Source organism: Caulobacter sp. SL161 (assembly GCF_026672375.1).
Classification (GTDB): Bacteria; Pseudomonadota; Alphaproteobacteria; order Caulobacterales; family Caulobacteraceae; genus Caulobacter.
The window spans coordinates 2,442,119-2,457,802 of record NZ_JAPPRA010000001.1; the positions used below are offsets into that span (position 1 = coordinate 2,442,119).

Annotated in this window: 13 protein-coding genes, 1 pseudogene and 1 riboswitch; of the genes and pseudogenes, 10 read left to right on the forward strand and 4 right to left on the reverse strand. The window is 66.4% G+C overall.

Features of this window, described 5'->3' with window-relative positions; translation table 11 throughout:
• Positions 1–59: 59 nt before the first annotated feature.
• The 8 genes from dusB to hflX all read left to right on the forward strand — a co-directional run bounded on the left by dusB (position 60) and on the right by hflX (position 9,925).
• Positions 60–1,067 (forward strand): tRNA dihydrouridine synthase DusB, encoded by a 1,008-nt coding sequence (dusB, locus tag OVA11_RS11915; protein WP_268067593.1) that lies wholly within the window; start codon positions 60–62, stop codon positions 1,065–1,067.
• Positions 1,064–2,185: a two-component system sensor histidine kinase NtrB gene (locus OVA11_RS11920; protein WP_012640317.1), complete on the forward strand. Its 1,122-nt coding sequence runs from the start codon at positions 1,064–1,066 to the stop codon at positions 2,183–2,185. Before dusB ends, OVA11_RS11920 begins: the two co-directional genes overlap by 4 nt.
• Positions 2,182–3,603: a sigma 54-interacting transcriptional regulator gene (locus OVA11_RS11925; protein ID WP_010919609.1), complete on the forward strand. Its 1,422-nt coding sequence runs from the start codon at positions 2,182–2,184 to the stop codon at positions 3,601–3,603. Before OVA11_RS11920 ends, OVA11_RS11925 begins: the two co-directional genes overlap by 4 nt.
• Positions 3,604–3,667: 64 nt before the next feature.
• The gene (locus OVA11_RS11930; RefSeq protein WP_268067594.1) at positions 3,668–5,911 is read left to right on the forward strand and encodes a sensor histidine kinase NtrY-like; all 2,244 of its coding nucleotides are present in this window, start codon (positions 3,668–3,670) and stop codon (positions 5,909–5,911) included.
• Positions 5,908–7,296, forward strand: a complete 1,389-nt coding sequence (ntrX, locus tag OVA11_RS11935; RefSeq protein WP_010919611.1) for a nitrogen assimilation response regulator NtrX — start codon at positions 5,908–5,910, stop codon at positions 7,294–7,296. The genes OVA11_RS11930 and ntrX overlap by 4 nt, the downstream gene beginning before the upstream one ends.
• Positions 7,297–8,160: a D-amino-acid transaminase gene (locus OVA11_RS11940; RefSeq protein WP_268067595.1), complete on the forward strand. Its 864-nt coding sequence runs from the start codon at positions 7,297–7,299 to the stop codon at positions 8,158–8,160.
• 157 nt (positions 8,161–8,317) lie between these two features.
• Complete coding sequence (gene hfq, locus OVA11_RS11945) at positions 8,318–8,566, forward strand: RNA chaperone Hfq (RefSeq protein ID WP_010919613.1); 249 nt, start codon at positions 8,318–8,320, stop codon at positions 8,564–8,566.
• Positions 8,567–8,578: 12 nt separating this feature from the next.
• On the forward strand, positions 8,579–9,925 hold the full coding sequence (gene hflX, locus OVA11_RS11950) for a GTPase HflX (RefSeq protein WP_268067596.1): 1,347 nt from the start codon (positions 8,579–8,581) through the stop codon (positions 9,923–9,925).
• On the opposite strand, the gene rpiB is transcribed toward hflX, so the two are convergent.
• The 3 genes from rpiB to OVA11_RS11965 are packed head-to-tail and all read right to left on the reverse strand — an operon-like array spanning position 9,900 to position 12,566.
• Positions 9,900–10,364: a ribose 5-phosphate isomerase B gene (gene rpiB / locus OVA11_RS11955; RefSeq protein ID WP_268067597.1), complete on the reverse strand. Its 465-nt coding sequence runs from the start codon at positions 10,362–10,364 to the stop codon at positions 9,900–9,902. The genes hflX and rpiB overlap by 26 nt on opposite strands.
• Positions 10,364–11,191, reverse strand: a complete 828-nt coding sequence (gene mazG, locus OVA11_RS11960) for a nucleoside triphosphate pyrophosphohydrolase (protein WP_268067598.1) — start codon at positions 11,189–11,191, stop codon at positions 10,364–10,366. The genes rpiB and mazG overlap by 1 nt, the downstream gene beginning before the upstream one ends.
• Positions 11,154–12,566 carry an MFS transporter gene (locus OVA11_RS11965; protein ID WP_268067599.1) on the reverse strand — a complete coding sequence of 471 codons (1,413 nt, stop codon included), beginning with the start codon at positions 12,564–12,566 and terminating at the stop codon, positions 11,154–11,156. The genes mazG and OVA11_RS11965 overlap by 38 nt, the downstream gene beginning before the upstream one ends.
• 101 nt (positions 12,567–12,667) lie before the next feature.
• Here OVA11_RS11965 and OVA11_RS19820 point away from each other — a divergent pair.
• A pseudogene (locus tag OVA11_RS19820) lies at positions 12,668–12,889 on the forward strand (hypothetical protein); the annotation flags it as partial.
• On the opposite strand, the gene OVA11_RS11970 reads toward OVA11_RS19820, so the two are convergent.
• A complete protein-coding gene (locus tag OVA11_RS11970; protein WP_268067600.1) occupies positions 12,821–13,009 on the reverse strand; it encodes a hypothetical protein in 189 nt (62 codons plus the stop codon). The pseudogene OVA11_RS19820 and the gene OVA11_RS11970 sit on opposite strands and share 69 nt — an antisense overlap.
• 350 nt (positions 13,010–13,359) lie before the next feature.
• Positions 13,360–13,549: riboswitch (cobalamin riboswitch) on the forward strand.
• Positions 13,550–13,685: 136 nt separating this feature from the next.
• Here OVA11_RS11970 and OVA11_RS11980 point away from each other — a divergent pair.
• Positions 13,686–15,638: a TonB-dependent receptor plug domain-containing protein gene (locus tag OVA11_RS11980; protein WP_268067601.1), complete on the forward strand. Its 1,953-nt coding sequence runs from the start codon at positions 13,686–13,688 to the stop codon at positions 15,636–15,638.
• Positions 15,639–15,684 lie beyond the last annotated feature (46 nt).

The window sequence follows — 15,684 nt, forward strand, 5'->3', positions numbered from 1 at the left end:
CCGGGCTTTACTGCGCTGCACAATATGCCTAAAAACGTAGCTGTGGGGATGATTACAAAATGAGCAAAGCGCTCGATATCGGTGGCGTCGAGGTTCCGGGCCGGGTGTGGATAGCGCCCATGACCGGCGTGTCGGATCTGCCCTTCAGAGAAACGGCCTCGGCGCTTGGCGCGCCCTATGTGGCCACCGAAATGGTTGCGAGCGCCGAGTTCGCCAAAGGGCGTCCTGACGTCGTGCGCCGCGCCGCCGTCGGCGAGGGCTTGCCGCTCACGGTGATCCAGTTGGTGGGGCGCGACGTCGACTTCATGGCGCAGGGGGCGCGCATGGCCCAGGAGGCCGGCGCGGAGATCATCGACCTGAACTTTGGTTGCCCAGCCAAGGAAGTCGCCGCTGGCGCGGCCTGCGGCTCGGCTCTGATGCGTGAGCCTGACCTCGCCGAAGCCCTCGTCGCGGCGGCCGTAGAGGCCGTGGATGTTCCGGTGACGGTCAAGATGCGGCTGGGCTGGGATATCGATTGCCTGAACGCCCCTGACATCGCGCGGCGCGCCGAAGCCGCCGGCGCCAAGGCCGTCACGGTGCATGGGCGCACGCGCAACCAGTTCTACAAGGGCGTCGCGGATTGGACGGCGGTGGCGGCGGTCAAGCAGGCTGTCTCTGTGCCGGTCCTTGTGAATGGCGATATCGTCGACGGTGAAACCGCGCGACAGGCGCTGGAGCAGTCCGGCGCCGACGGCGTGATGATCGGCCGAGGCGTCTATGGCCGCCCCTGGATCGCGGGCGCGATCGAGGCGGCGCTGGAGGGGCGCGGCTTCCAGGAGCCGGAGGCGGAAGAGCGTCTGGCCATCGCCATCACTCACTTCCGACGGAGCCTGTCGTTCTATGGCGAGCGGCTGGGCTTGAAGATGTTCCGCAAGCATCTGGCGTCGTACATCGAGGCTGCGCCTTGGCCAGAAACCGCCGAAGCGCGAAGGGCCGCGCGCGCCAGCCTCTGTCGCCTTGAAGATCCCGTCGCCGTGGAAAGCGCTCTCCGCACGCTTTGGCTAGCCGAGGGGAGGCGGGCCGCATGACCGACCGCGCCCGCGTTCTGGGTGGTGTGGCCACCGAAGCACTGAAAGCTGCAGCTTTCGACCTGAGCCCCGAGCCTGCGTTGGTCGTCGATCACGACGGCGGTCTTGTCGCCGTGAACGAGGCCGCAGAGGCTTTGTTCGGCCACGGTCTGTCGCTTCTGGCGCGCGGGCGGTTCCGTGCAGCGCTGCCGCCCGGGTCGGTGCTGGTGTCGCTGCTGGATCGCGCAGTGTTCGAGGGTTGCCTCGTTCGCGAGCACGGCGTCGAGGTCAATCTCTTCGGTCAACCGCCCTTCGAGGCGGACGGCGCGGCCGTGCCATTGGGAGATGGCTCGGTTCTTCTGACCCTGCACGTGAAGGGTGTCCTGGGCGTGGACCGCAGCGCCGATGCGGCCGGACTTCGCTCCGTCGTCGGCCTTGGCAAGATGTTGGCCCACGAGATCAAGAACCCCTTGGCCGGTATTCGCGGCGCCGCGCAGCTCTTGAAGACGGGCGCCAGCGCCGTCGACCAGCCCCTGGCGCAACTCATTGTCGACGAAACCGATCGGATCCGCCGTCTCGTGGATCGCATGGAGGCGTTTTCGGAGCAGGCTCCGACCATGCGTGAGCCTGTCAATATCCACCAGGTGCTGGATCGGGTGCGTGCGCTGGTTGCCAATGGCGTCGCAGACGGCCTGACGCTGAAGGAAAGCTACGACCCTTCGCTGCCCCCTGTCTGGGGGGATGAGGATCACCTGATCCAGATCTTCCTGAACCTGATGAAGAACGCCGCCGAGGCCGCCCATATGCGTGGCGACGACCGTGGTGTGCTGTCGATCCACACGGCCTGGCGGCCCGGCGTCCGTGTCCGTGGTGCTGATGGCAAAGCCACGAGCGGCGCGCCGATCGAGGTGCGTGTGATCGATAACGGACCGGGCGTGCCCGCCACGCTGCGCGATCATCTCTTCCAGCCGTTTGTCACCACCAAGTCGAACGGCACGGGGCTGGGTCTGGCTTTGGTCACAAAATTAGTCACCGCCCACGGCGGTCTGATCGATTTTGAATCGGAGCCCGGCCGAACGGTCTTCCGCGTCTTGTTGCCTGTTGCCCCTGAAGCCGCTTCCGGAGACGTCCGAGCATGAACGCCGCGAGCAAGAAAATCCTGATCGCCGACGACGACAGCTCAATCCGTCTCGTCCTCAGTCAAGCCTTCACCCGCCTGGGCTACCAGGTCCGCGCCACGGGTAACGCCACGACATTGTTGAAGTGGGTGACCGACGGCGAGGGCGACCTCGTCGTGACCGATGTGATGATGCCGGACGAGAACGTCTTCGACGTTCTACCCAGGATCCGGAAAGAGCGGCCGAAGCTTCCTATCATCGTCATGAGCGCGCAGAACACCCTTCTGACGGCCGTTAACGCCGCCGACGCGGGCGCGTTCGAATATGTCTCCAAGCCGTTCGACCTCGATGACGTTACGGCTGCGGCGCGGCGCGCCTTGTCGCGGCCGGCGGACACTGAGGCCTCCAAGGCCCAGGCGCGGGCCATGCGTGATGAGCGCCTCCCGCTCATCGGGCGTTCGGCGCCGATGCAGGAGGTCTACCGCACCATCGCGCGTCTGGTTGGAGCGGATCTGACCGTTCTGATCCTTGGCGAAAGCGGCACCGGCAAGGAACTGGTGGCGCGCGCCCTGCACGAGCTTGGCCGTCGCCGCGACGGAAAGTTCGTGGTCATCAACCTGGCGGCCGTGCCGCGCGAACGGGTCGAGGCCGAGCTGTTCGGACGCGGCGAAGGGGACAACGGCCGGCTGGTCGAGGCCGACGGCGGCACGCTGTTCCTAGACGAGATTGGCGACATGCCCCTGGACGCCCAGACGCGTCTGCTTCGTGTGATCGATGGCACCGAGCCGGTGATCAACCCGAAGACCGGCCGTCGGCCGAACGTACGCATCATCGCCGCGACCAATCGCGACCTGCGCGGCCTGATCCAGCAGGGCCTGTTCCGCGAGGATCTCTTCTTCCGCCTGAACGTCGCGCCCGTCCGCTTGCCGCCGCTACGCGATCGCGCCGAAGACATCCCCGATCTGGCGCGCACCTTCCTGCTTCGCGCCGCGCGGGAGGGCCTGCCGGCCAAGACCATCGACCAAGGCGCCCTGGACCGTCTGAAGAGTCATCCCTGGCCGGGGAACGTGCGCGAGCTCGAAAACCTGATGCGTCGGATGTGCGCGCTCTACGCCGAAGAGCTGATCACATCCCGCATCGTGGACCGGGAGCTGCAGGATCACGCGCCTGCGGTACGGGCCGAAGAAGGGCCTGTGACGCTTTCGACTCTGGTGGAGCGTCATCTGGCGTCGCACTTCGCCGATCAGCCTGACGGCGTCCCGGCGCCGGGGCTCTACGATCGGATTCTGGAGGAGGTGGAGAGGCCGCTGATCCAGCTGACGCTGTCGGCGACGCGCGGCAACCAGGTGCGCGCCGCGGAGATTCTGGGCCTCAATCGCAACACGCTGCGCAAGAAGATCCAGGACCTTGGCGTGGAGATGACCCGCGGTCGTCGCTGACGGCTGCAGCTTTCGCGGCACATAACTGTTGAATTTGAGCCACACGCTCCTAAACTCGTGAGCGATGTCTTCAGTGGCTTACGCGACGGGATCCGATAGCCCGCCGACCCGGTTTAGCCGGGCCTGGTGGCGGGGGGTGTTGCGGTCGCGCTATCTGATGGGCGGCGGATATGCGTTGGCGGTGATCTTGACCGTCACGGGTGTCGCCCTGGCGTCTTCGCCACCGCGCACCGACTCGATCGGCGCCGCCAGCACCGTCATCCTGGTGGTGCTCGGCTTCAATCTCGTGCTCATTCTGGGCGTCGCCACCATCGTCGGCCTGCGGCTGTATGAGCTGATCGACGCACGGGCCAGCGACGCAGGCGCTCGCCTGCACCTGCGCTTTGTAGGTCTGTTTTCGCTGGCGGCCGTGGCGCCTGCCGTCATCGTCGCCCTGTTCTTCGGCGTGCTGGTCAACCGCGGCGTCGATGGCTGGTTCAGTGAGCGGGTCCAGACCGTGGTCGGCAACTCGGCCAAGGTCGCCAATTCCTACGTCGAACAGCAGAAGAACTATATTTCCGAGCATATCGGCCCGATGGCGGCCAGCCTGAACCAGGCCGCTCCGGCGCTGGCGCAGTCGCCAGTCGCTTTCGGTCATTTTCTGGCCGGCCTGACGCAGGACAACGGATTTTCGGCCGCCTATGTGCTCGATCGCGACGGCCGGATTCTGGCCCGCACCGAGGCGGAAGGCGCGCCACCCTTCCTGGCGCCGCCGCCCGCAAGTTTCGATTGGGCGGACGGCGGCGAGGCGAGCGCTCAGCGCTTTGTATCGACGGATCTGTTCCGCACGCTCTACAAGCTCAAGGGGTTCGACGACGGCTATCTCTACGTCGTTCGACCGATCGAGAAGGGCATTCTCAACCACCTCATAGAAACTCAGGACGCCCTGGTCTCCTATCGCGACGCCGAGCGCAGTCGCGGCCGCATCCAGGCGATCTTCGGGTTGAGCTATCTGGAGACGGCCCTGCTTGTGCTGGTGGCCGCCATCTGGGTGGGCATCGCGGCGGCGAACTCCATCGCCGGGCCTGTCGCAGGCTTGGTCGAGGCGGCCGGGCGCGTCTCAGGCGGCGATCTCGACGCGCGTGTGGAAGTCGAGCGGGGGCCAGAGGAAATCCGAGCGCTGTCCAACGCTTTCAACATGATGACCAGCGAACTCCAGCTCCAGCAGGCCGCGCTGAAGGCCGCCAGCCTGGACGCCGAAAGCCGCCGTCAGTTCATCGAGACAGTGCTTTCGGGCGTCAGCGCGGGCGTGGTCAGCCTCGATGATCGCGGCAAGATCTCGGCGGTCAACCGGCGCGCTGTGGCGCTTTTGGGCTTGCCGGATGACGCACTCGGCGTGGACCTCATCGCGCTGGCGCCGGAGTTCGAAACGGTCATGACCTCGCTCTCGGAAAGCCGGCCCGACACGGACGTCGAGGTCGACATCATGCGCGAGGGCGAGACGCGTCGGCTCCGCGTGCGGGCGGCCGGCCATTTCGCCGAAGGGCTCGTTCTGACCTTCGACGATATCACCCGTCTGGTGGCGGCCCAGCGAAACGCGGCCTGGAAGGACGTCGCCCGGCGGATCGCCCATGAGATCAAGAACCCGCTGACGCCGATCCAGCTATCCGCGGAACGTCTTCGCCGGAAGTACCGCAAGGAGATCGCAAGCGACCTGGAGACTTTCGATCGTTGCACCGACACCATCATCCGGCAGGTTGGCGACATCGGGCGCATGGTCGACGAGTTCTCGGCGTTCGCTCGCATGCCCGCGCCGCGCTTCGAGCCTTCGAACCTCACGGAGATGCTGCGGCAGGCTGTCTTCGCCCAACGGTTCCAGGACGCCGAGATTGAGGTCAGACTGGAGGAGCCCGGCGATGGCGACGTCTGGATCACCAGCGATGAACGAATGATCGGCCAGGCGCTGACCAATATCCTGAAGAATGCCGGCGAGGCGGTCGGCGCGCGGCGCGCCAACGAGCCTGAACTCCAAGGAGGCATCACCGCGACCCTCGTCTGTGAAGGCGATGAGCTGTGCGTGACGGTCGAGGACAACGGTGTGGGTCTGCCCGCCAAGGACCGCGACCGCCTGACCGAGCCCTATGTGACCACCCGCGAGAAGGGCACGGGCCTTGGCCTGGCCATCGTCAAGCGGATCATGGAGGACCACGGCGGCAGCCTGGCCCTCGTCGATGCGCGCGAGCCGCCTGGCGCGCGCGTCGTGATGAAGTTTCCAACGACCGCGCGTCTGCCCGTCGCGGCCCAGAGTGGCGTTGAGGAGATGATATGAGCGCCGACGTTCTTGTGGTGGATGACGAGGCCGACATTCGGGATCTCGTCGCCGGCATCCTGGAGGATGAAGGCTACGCTGTGCGCACGGCCGCCGACTCTGACCAGGCCCTGGCCGCGATCCGGGCGCGCAAGCCCGCTTTGCTGGTGCTGGATATCTGGATGCAGGGCGGCGGCATGGACGGGCTTGAGCTGCTCGACATGGTCAAGGCGCTGGACGCGGATCTGCCGGTCATCATGATCTCGGGCCACGGCAACATCGAGACGGCCGTCAGCGCCATCAAGCGCGGCGCATACGAGTTTCTCGAAAAGCCGTTCAAGTCGGACCGGCTTTTGCTGATTGTCGAGCGCGCCCTCGAGGCGGCGGGGCTTCGCCGGGAGAACCGTCGGCTTCGTGCGCAGACCCTGTCTCCGGACGGCCTTATCGGCAAATCGGCCCCGGCCCAGGCTCTGCGGCAGCTGATCCTGAAGGTGGCCCCCGCCAACAGTCGCGTTCTGGTCTCCGGTCCGCCCGGCGCGGGCAAGGAACTCGTCGCGCGGCTGATCCATGGAGCGAGCACGCGCGCCCGTCAGGAGTTTGTGGCGGTCAGCGCCGCCGGCATGGCGCCCGAACGCCTGGACGTCGAGTTGTTTGGCGAGGAAGGCGAGGGCGGCCGCCCCCGCAAGATCGGCGTGTTTGAGCGGGCTCACGGCGGGACTTTGTATCTCGACGAGGTCGCCGACATGCCGCGCGAGACCCAGGGCCGTATCTTGCGGGTTCTGGTGGAGCAGCGCTTCCGCCGGGTGGGCGGCGACAATGACGTTCAGGTGGATGTGCGCGTCATTTCGTCCAGTTCGCGTGACTTGCGTGACGAGATCGCCGCCGGGCGGTTCCGTGAGGATCTCTTCCACCGGCTGAATGTCGTGCCCGTGCGCGTTCCGGGTCTGGCCGAGCGGCGTGAGGACATTCCGGAACTGATCAACTACTTCGTCGAGCGCATCAGCGAGGCGACGGGTCTGGCGCGCCGGCGCCTCGGTGAGGATGCTCTGGCGACGCTTCAGGTCCAAGCATGGCCCGGCAATGTTCGCCAGCTTCGCAACAACGTTGAGCGCATGCTGATCCTGGCGTCGGGCGAGCCCGGCGACGTGATCACGGCCGAAATGCTGTCAGGCGCCGAGCAGCCCAGCGCGGGCAACGCCGGCGCGATCGGGGCGGAGCGGATCATCGCCCTGCCGCTGCGCGAGGCGCGCGAGCTGTTCGAGCGCGAGTACCTCAACGCCCAGATCCTGAGGTTCGGCGGCAATATCTCGCGGACGGCGAACTTCATCGGCATGGAGCGGTCCGCCCTGCACCGTAAGTTGAAGTCCCTGGGCGTTTCCGGCGCTCGGGGCGATGAGGAAGAGTAGATGTCGCGTTTCGCCTATGTGAATGGCCGGTTTGTTCGCCACGGCGAGGCGGCGGTGCATATCGAGGATCGCGGCTATCAGCTGGCCGACGGCGTGTACGAGGTCTGGGCGGTATTCGACGGCAAGCTGGCGGACGCCGAAGGGCACTTCGCCCGCCTGTGGCGCAGTCTTGATGAGCTGCGTATCGCCCATCCGATGAGCGAGGCCGCCCTGACGATGGTCCTGCGCGAGGCGGTGCGGCGCAACAAGGTGCGTGAAGGGCTTTGCTATCTGCAGGTGACGCGGGGCGTGGCGCGGCGAGATCACGCCTTCCCGAACCCAGCGGTCCTTCCGTCAGTGGTGGTGACCGCGCGGTCGCTGGACCGTGCGGCCAGCGAGGCCAAGGCGGCTCAGGGCGCTTCTGTGATCTCGGTTCAGGAAAACCGCTGGGGCCGCTGTGACATCAAGTCGATCGGCCTGCTGCCCAACGCCCTGGCCAAGCAGGCCGCTCGTGAGCGCGGCGCGATCGAGGCGTGGTTTGTCGACGACATGGGCCTGGTCACCGAGGGCGCGTCGTCGAACGCCTGGATCGTCGATGCCGAGGGAGCCCTGCGGACCCGCGACACCAACGCCAACATCTTGCGCGGCGTGACCCGCTATACGCTGCTGGACGTGATCCGCGAGAGCGGCATGGTGATCAACGAAAAGCCCTTCACCATCGCCGAGGCCCAGGCCGCCCGTGAGGCTTTCATCACCGGCGCGGGCTCTCTGGTGACCCCGATCGTTCAGGTGGACGGCGTGCAACTGGGCGACGGAAAGCCGGGCCCGGTGGCGAAAAGGCTGCGGGCTCTCTATATCGAACGGGCGCGCCAGAAAGCTGTCTGACATCGGAACAATCTCCGGGGTTGGCGGCTTTCGGTCGCAAGGCTGGATGGAATTTTTCGCTGCGGGCGTGTCGCTTTCGGCGAAAAATCCTCTAGCATGACCTTGTTTGTGTGGGGGGCGTGTGGCCCTCCGAGAACAATGAGAGGGGAACCCCCGTATGTCCGCCGAAAAGAAGCAAAATCTTCAGGACACCTTCCTGAACAGCGTTCGCAAGTCGAAGACGCCGCTCACCATCTTCCTCGTCAATGGCGTCAAGCTGCAGGGCGTGGTCAGCTGGTTCGACAATTTCTGCGTGCTGCTGCGCCGCGACGGCCAGTCGCAACTGGTCTACAAGCACGCCATTTCCACCATCATGCCGGCTCAGCCCGTTCAGCTCTATGAGCCGAGCGCCGACGCCGACGACTGACCCTAGAGCCGTTTGTCCAAATCCAGTTCCAAGTCGATTGACCACGCCGCGCCGATCCTGAAGGCGCTCGTGATCCATCCCGCACGCCCTCTGCGGGGCCAGGCCGCCCTCGAAGCCCGGGATCCCAACGCCCGGCTCGAGGAGGCCGTCGGCCTTGCGGTGGCGCTTGATCTCAACGTCGTCGAGGCGCTGGTCGCGCCTCTGCGCGTCGTCACGCCCGCCACCTTGTTTGGCAAGGGCAAGGTTGAGGAGTTCGCCTCCATCTGCGAGGTCGAGCACATCGATGTCGCCGTCTTCGACGACCAACTGACGCCGATCCAGCAGCGCAACCTCGAGAAGGCGCTGGAGGTGAAGGTCGTCGACCGCACAGGCCTGATCCTCGAGATCTTCGCGCGCCGGGCCCGGACTCGCGAGGGCCGTCTGCAGGTCGAGCTGGCCCGGCTCGATTATGAGCGCTCGCGCCTCGTGCGGACCTGGACCCACCTGGAACGCCAGCGCGGCGGCACCGGCTCGACCGGCGGCCCGGGCGAAACCCAGATCGAAATCGACCGCCGCCTGATCGCCGGCACGATCCTCAAGCTCAAGAAGGAGCTGGAGGAGGTTCGGCGAACGCGCACGCTTCACCGCAGCGCCCGCAAAAAGGTTCCGTATCCGACCGTTGCGCTGGTCGGCTACACGAACGCGGGCAAGTCCACGCTGTTCAATCGCCTGACCGAGGCCGAGGTGCTGGCCAAGGACATGCTGTTCGCCACGCTGGATCCGACCCTGAGGACCGTGAAGCTGCCGGACGGCCGCCCGGCGATCATGTCCGATACCGTGGGCTTCATCTCCGACCTGCCGCACGAGCTGGTCGAGGCCTTCCGCGCCACCCTTGAGGAGGTGCAGGAGGCCGACGTCGTTCTGCACGTTCGCGACGTCGCCAATCCCGACAGCGAGGCGCAGGCTCGCGACGTTGAAACGGTGCTCTCCGAACTGGGCGTCACGTTCGACGAGGGCAAAACCGTCGTCGAGGTCTGGAACAAGGTTGACCTGCTGTCGGAAGACGATCGCGAGATCGTCGAGGGGCAGGCGCGTCGGAACGAGGCCTCGGCGGTTTCGGCGGTCACGGGCGAGGGCTGCGAAGCCCTGCTGCGCCGGATCGCGGGCCTCATTGATGACTCGCCTCCCGTTGAGGTGAGTCTCGCCGCGCACGACGGGCAGGCCCTGGCCTGGATCTATCGCAACGGCCGCGTGCTCAGCCGCTATGACGGCCCAGGCGGGGAGGTGACCTTGGTCGCCCGCCTCGACGCCCAGGCCCTGGGGCGGTTCGAGCGCCAGTTTCCGGGCGCGCAGGTCAGCGCGGCTGTGAAGTCGTTATAGCGGCAGGCGGGACTCCGAGTTTCTCGACCCTCAGGGCGTGACGACCATGCGCGAAATCGGTCGCTAGAAACGCTTCTAAGCAAACCTTGGCCATGTCGATCTCGACAAGGCGCGCCCCCATAGCGATGACGTTGGCGTCGTTATGCTCTCGGCTCAGGCGCGCGGCGACCGGATCGCTGACCAAGGCGCACCGGCACCCGGGATGCCGGTTGACGGCGATCGAGATGCCGATGCCCGACCCGCAAAGCGCGACGCCATATTCTGATCGACCGCCGGCGATGTGCTCGGCCAGGCCATAGCCGTAGTCTGGATAGTCGACTTGCTCGCCCTCGCGGCTCCCGAGGTCGGTCACCTCATGGCCACCGGCCTCAAGCCACGTCGCCAGCTTCGCCTTTAGCTCAAGGCCGGCGTGGTCCGAAGTGATGGCGATCCGCGCCATCAGCGCTCTTTCTCCGCAGCTTTGGCGTCGTTCCAGAGCCCGTCCATTTCGACGAGATCTGACTGATCGGGCGTCTTGCCGCGCTTGGCCAGTTCGGTCTCGACGAAGCCGAAGCGGCGCGTGAACTTGGCGTTGGTGGCACGCAGGGCGTCCTCGGGATCGACGTCCAGCTTGCGGGCGAGGTTGGCGCAGACGAACAGGATGTCGCCCAGTTCCTCGCGCGCCTTGGCCAGATCGCCGGCTGCGATTTCGACGGCGATCTCGTCGGTCTCCTCCCGCAGCTTGTCGAGCACTTCATGGGCCGTCGGCCAGTCGAAGCCGACGCGGGCGGCGCGCTTGGTCAGTTTCACCGCGCGTGTGAGGGCGGGCAGGCCGGTCGGCACGTCGTCCAGCACGCCCGTCTTGGCCTTGGCCTGGCGCTCCTGCGCCTTCAACTGCTCCCAACCGGCGACCTGGTCCGAGAGGGTCTCATAGGCGTGATCGCCGAACACGTGCGGGTGGCGGCGGATCATCTTGTCGGAGATGGCGCGGGCCACGTCCGCGATATCGAAGGCCCCTTGCTCCTGCGCCATGCGCGAGTGGAACACGACCTGCAGCAGCAAGTCGCCCAGCTCCTCCTTCAGGTCCGACAGGTCGCCGCGCTCGATGGCGTCGGCGACCTCATAGGCCTCCTCGACCGTATAGGGCGCGATCGCCGCGAAGGTCTGCTCCAGGTCCCACGGGCAGCCGCCCTCAGGGTCCCGCAGCTTCGCCATGATCTCGATCAGCGCGAACAGCGGGTGCTGGTCGTCACTCGGCGGGGCCAAGGGCGGCGTTTGAGGGGACATGCGAATCCGACGGGGCTGAGGACTTGGAGGCGTCCGCCGCCGCCGCATCCCGCGCCGCAAGCTGGCGCTGGATTTCGGCGAGACGGGTCGCGTCCAGCGGATAGCGCATCATGATCGCGGCGACCACCAGTCCCAGCGCGGCCGGCGCGATCGCGTACATGCCGATCAGGGCCGCGTCGCCTTCGGGCGTGGACACCTTGGGATCAAAACCCATCCAGCCCAGGGCGATGAACACCGCCACGGCCAGCGCATAGCCCAGTTTCACCGTGCCGGTGACGATGGCGTAGAGCAGGCCTGTCTTGTCGACGCCGCTCTCCAGACGCTCCTCGTCGCCGATATCGGCCATCATCGAGCGCACCAGCACCGGCGCGGCCGAGTAGGGCAGGCCGGCCAGCACCAGCAGCAACATGCCCATCACCGAGCTGCCTGCGGGCATGAACACCGCGGCGACCTGGACGAAGGCGTAGACGACGGCGGCGACGACGAGCGCCTTGTGCTTACCCAGCTTCTTGGCCAGCATCGGCCAGAGCGGCGCGCCGGCCAGGGCGGCCAGGAAATAGACCAGCAGCAGCACGCCGGCCTGGGTCTTGTCGAAGCCCTTGATCCGCTCGAAGAAGAACAGGAACAGCGTGCCGGCGATGCCGGGGGCGAGGCCCATCAGAAGGTCGGCGAACAGCAGACGCTGCACCGAGGGGCGCATCAGCAGTCGCCAGTATTGCGCCAGGCCGGTCTTGCCGTGCTGGGGCGGGGCCGCCGGCTCCTTCACGGTCATGACGGCGAGCAGCACCGTGATCGGCAGCAGGATGACGATGAACCAGCCCATGGCCCGAACGCTGTCGATATGGTCGCCCTTGAGCACGCCGGTGATGAAGGGCGGCAGGCACAGCACCAGGATCATCCCGACGACATTGGCGCCCTGCCACCAGCCATAGATGCGCGAGCGTTGCTGATAGTCGCTGGACAGCACCGCGCCCCAGGCGGTTTGGGACAGCACGACGATCGAATAGCCAGCGTACAGCACCGACAGCCAGAACCAGAGGTACAGCGACCCCACGCCAGGCTTGGCCATGAACAACGCATAGCAGCCTACGGTCAGAATCGGCGCGCCGATCAGCATCCACGGACGGAAACGGCCCATCCGCATGCGGGTTCGATCCAGCAGGCCGCCGAAGAGCGGGTCGAACAGGATGTCGATCAACTTGACGATCAGGAACGCCGAACCGACCACGGTCAGCGAGAGACCCAGGGAATTGATGTAGTATTCGGGCAGATAGACCACGAGCGGCAGGCCCATGGCTGCGACCGGAATACAGGGCGCGGCGAACGCCGCCAGCGTCCACGATGACGCCTTTTGAGGAGACTGGGCCTCGGACATACTCAAACTTCTCCCCGCGCCGTTGATCGCGCTTTCAAACGAGTGTGCGAGGAATATCCGGCCAGCGCTAGCCTGTTCCTCGATATGAGCACGACGCCGCCGCTTCACGCGGCCGGCCGCTGAAGGTCTGGAAAGGGACGCGGAGCGCCGGACGTTCGTCCGGAGTGTGAGTTTGTAGATACCGTTTCGACGAAGCCCGACGCTCCGCGCAGCCGTTATTCGCCAGCGTCCCGTCAGGTGGCCCTGTTCAGGCCTTACCGGGACCCGAGCCCCTGGTTTCCCAGACGCCCGACGGTCGAGGAGGACGAGCCAATCCAGGCTAAGACACATCCCTTTGCCCTCAACCACGCCGACGGCGGGCGGGTGAGCCCAGCAAGCTCAGCCCCGGACCGTTCGAGTATCCCCCTCGAACCTGTCCCCGCTCGACCGCCCCCCGCCGCCACGATGGTCGCTGGCCATGCGCCCTTTCCTCGCGACGAGGTGGGATCATTGTGCGGGTGGTTTGGCGGGAGATGCGTCGATTCTGGATGACCCCGTCGGTTGGCGGGCTAAGGCGTTGATTGTGTTGGGACGGGGAGGCGACGATCCCCGTGCGACGCCGGGGATTGGGGTGTCCAGAGCGCATGTTCTGAAGCGGACGTCGCCAATGTCGGTGAAGGGGGTGAGGAGACCAGATCCTCCCCCTCTTGGGGGAGGATTTTCAACCGTCCGCAACGGGTCGTGAACCGTACCCAGGCCCGAGCCCCAAACCCGTTACCCAACCTCCACATTGACCGTGTGCGGCGCCGCATGTAGCTCTGGCCACGCGTCAGGCTCCTCGAAAGAGGATTAAAAGGGAACGAGGTTGAAGACCTCGGCTGCCCCCGCAACTGTAAGCGGCGAGCTTCGCGTCATATGCCACTGGGCCCGCAAGGGCCTGGGAAGGCGACGCCCAGAAGCATTGACCCGTGAGCCAGGAGACCTGCCCGGCGCAGTCGTTCATCGCTCGGCCGGGGTGCGCCGAACGAACGGGATTTCCCGAGAAACGACAGTCAACAGGCCGCGCGGCGGCCTGAGCGTTCGCGTCTTCGCGGGCGCTTTGGATGTCGCGTGGGTCGTTCATAACGGGAAGACTGTATTATGATCCGAGCCCTCTTGAGCTCCACCGCCCTGGCCACCGCGCTGCTGGCCGCTCCGGCCCTCGCCGATGACCAGAAGGCCCCTGAAGCCGACGTCGCCGGCGCGGTCGGCGCCAATGGCGTCGCCGAACTGGTGGTCACCGCCACCCGCACCGTTCAGCCGATCGAGAAGGTCGGCGCTGCGGTGACCGTCCTGACCCAGCCCGCGATCGAGGCCAGCCAGGCGATCTCGGTCACCGAACTGCTGGCCCAGACGCCCAGCGTGACCTTCGCCCGCAACGGCGGCGTCGGCACGGCGACCAGTCTGTATATCCGCGGCGCCGAGAGCCATCACACCGTCGTGCTGATCGACGGCGTCAAGCTGAACGATCCCTCGTCAATCCAGGGCGGCTTCAACAGCGGCAACCTGCTGGTCGGCGACATCTCGCGCATCGAAGTGCTCCGCGGCGCGCAATCCACCCTCTGGGGCAGCCAGGCGATCGGCGGCGTCGTCAACATCGTCACGGCTGAGCCGACCACGCCGTTCACCAGCTCACTGTCGGCCGAGGCCGGCGCGCGCAAGACGGGCTATCTGCGCGGCGCCGTCGGCGGCGCGTCGGACAAGGTCACCTGGCGCGTCGCGGGCGGCTACTACACCACCGACGGCTTCTCCTCGTACAAGCTGGGCAAGGAGAAGGACGGCTACCAGAACACGGGCCTGTCGGGCCGCCTGCGGGTGAAGCTTACCGACGCGGTCTCGGTCGAGACCCGGGCGGTCTATTCGCGCGGCAAGAACGACTTCGACGGCTTCAACACCGACAGCCCCGAGTTTGGTCGCACCAAAGAGCTGGTGGTCTATCAAGGCCTGAACGCCGCCTTGCTGGACGGTCGCTGGAACAACCGCGTCGGCTTCGCCTACACCGACACCGACCGCCAGAACTACAACCCCGCCCGCGCCGCCGTGCCGATGACCTTCGACGCCGCCGGCAAGAACAAGCGCTGGGAGTATCAGGGCGTCTTCGCCATCACCGAGACCTGGACCGCCACCTTCGGCGCCGAGAGCGAGCGCTCGCGCATGCGCACCCGCTCGCCGTCGGTCGCCAATCCGAACGTGGCGTTCCGGACCGGCAAGATCAGCGCCGACAGCCTGTATGGCCAACTGCAGGCCGAGATCGCGCCGGGCCTGACCGTGACCGGCGGTCTGCGCTACGAGGACCACGACGCCTACGGCGCCCACACGCTGGGCCAGGTCGGCGCGGCCTGGGCGCTGAACGATAACGCGACGGTGCTGCGCGCCGGCTACAGCCAAGGCTTCCGCGCGCCGGGCCTCTATGAGCTGTTCAGCGAGTACGGCAACGCCGCGCTCTCGCCCGAAGAGTTCGACAGCTGGGAAGCCGGGGTCGAGCAGCGCTTCCTCGATGGCAAGGTCCGCGCCTCGGCCACGGTCTTCCATCGCGAGGCCGACAACGAGATCCGCTTCTTCTCGTGTTCGTTCGGCGCGACCGACACGATGTGCGCGCCGGGCGGGATCTTCCGCTTCGGCTACTACCGCAACCTGCAGAAGACCAAGGCGCAAGGCCTGGAGCTGATCGCCGAGGCGCGCCCGACCGAGCGTCTGACGTTCACCGGGAACTACACCTATACCGAGGCCGAGCTTGCCGCGGGCGCCAATGCCGGCAAGCAGCTGTCGCGTCGCCCGAAGGACCTCGCCAACCTGTCGGCGACCTATCGCTGGCCGGTCGGGCTCTCGACCACGGTAGCGGTGCGCTATGTGGGCAAGACCTACAATAACGAGACCAACACCGTACCGGTGTCGGACTATGCGACGGTGGATCTGCGGGCGTCCTATCCGATCAGCGAGACCCTGGAGGTCTATGGTCGGGTCGAGAACGCCTTGGACAAGGACTATCAGACCATCCTGAACTACGGCACGCCGGGCCGAGGCGCGTTCCTGGGTCTGCGGGCGCGCTTCTAAGGCGGGCAGGGGCGGGGGACTGTGTTCCTCGCCCCCGGCCACCTTG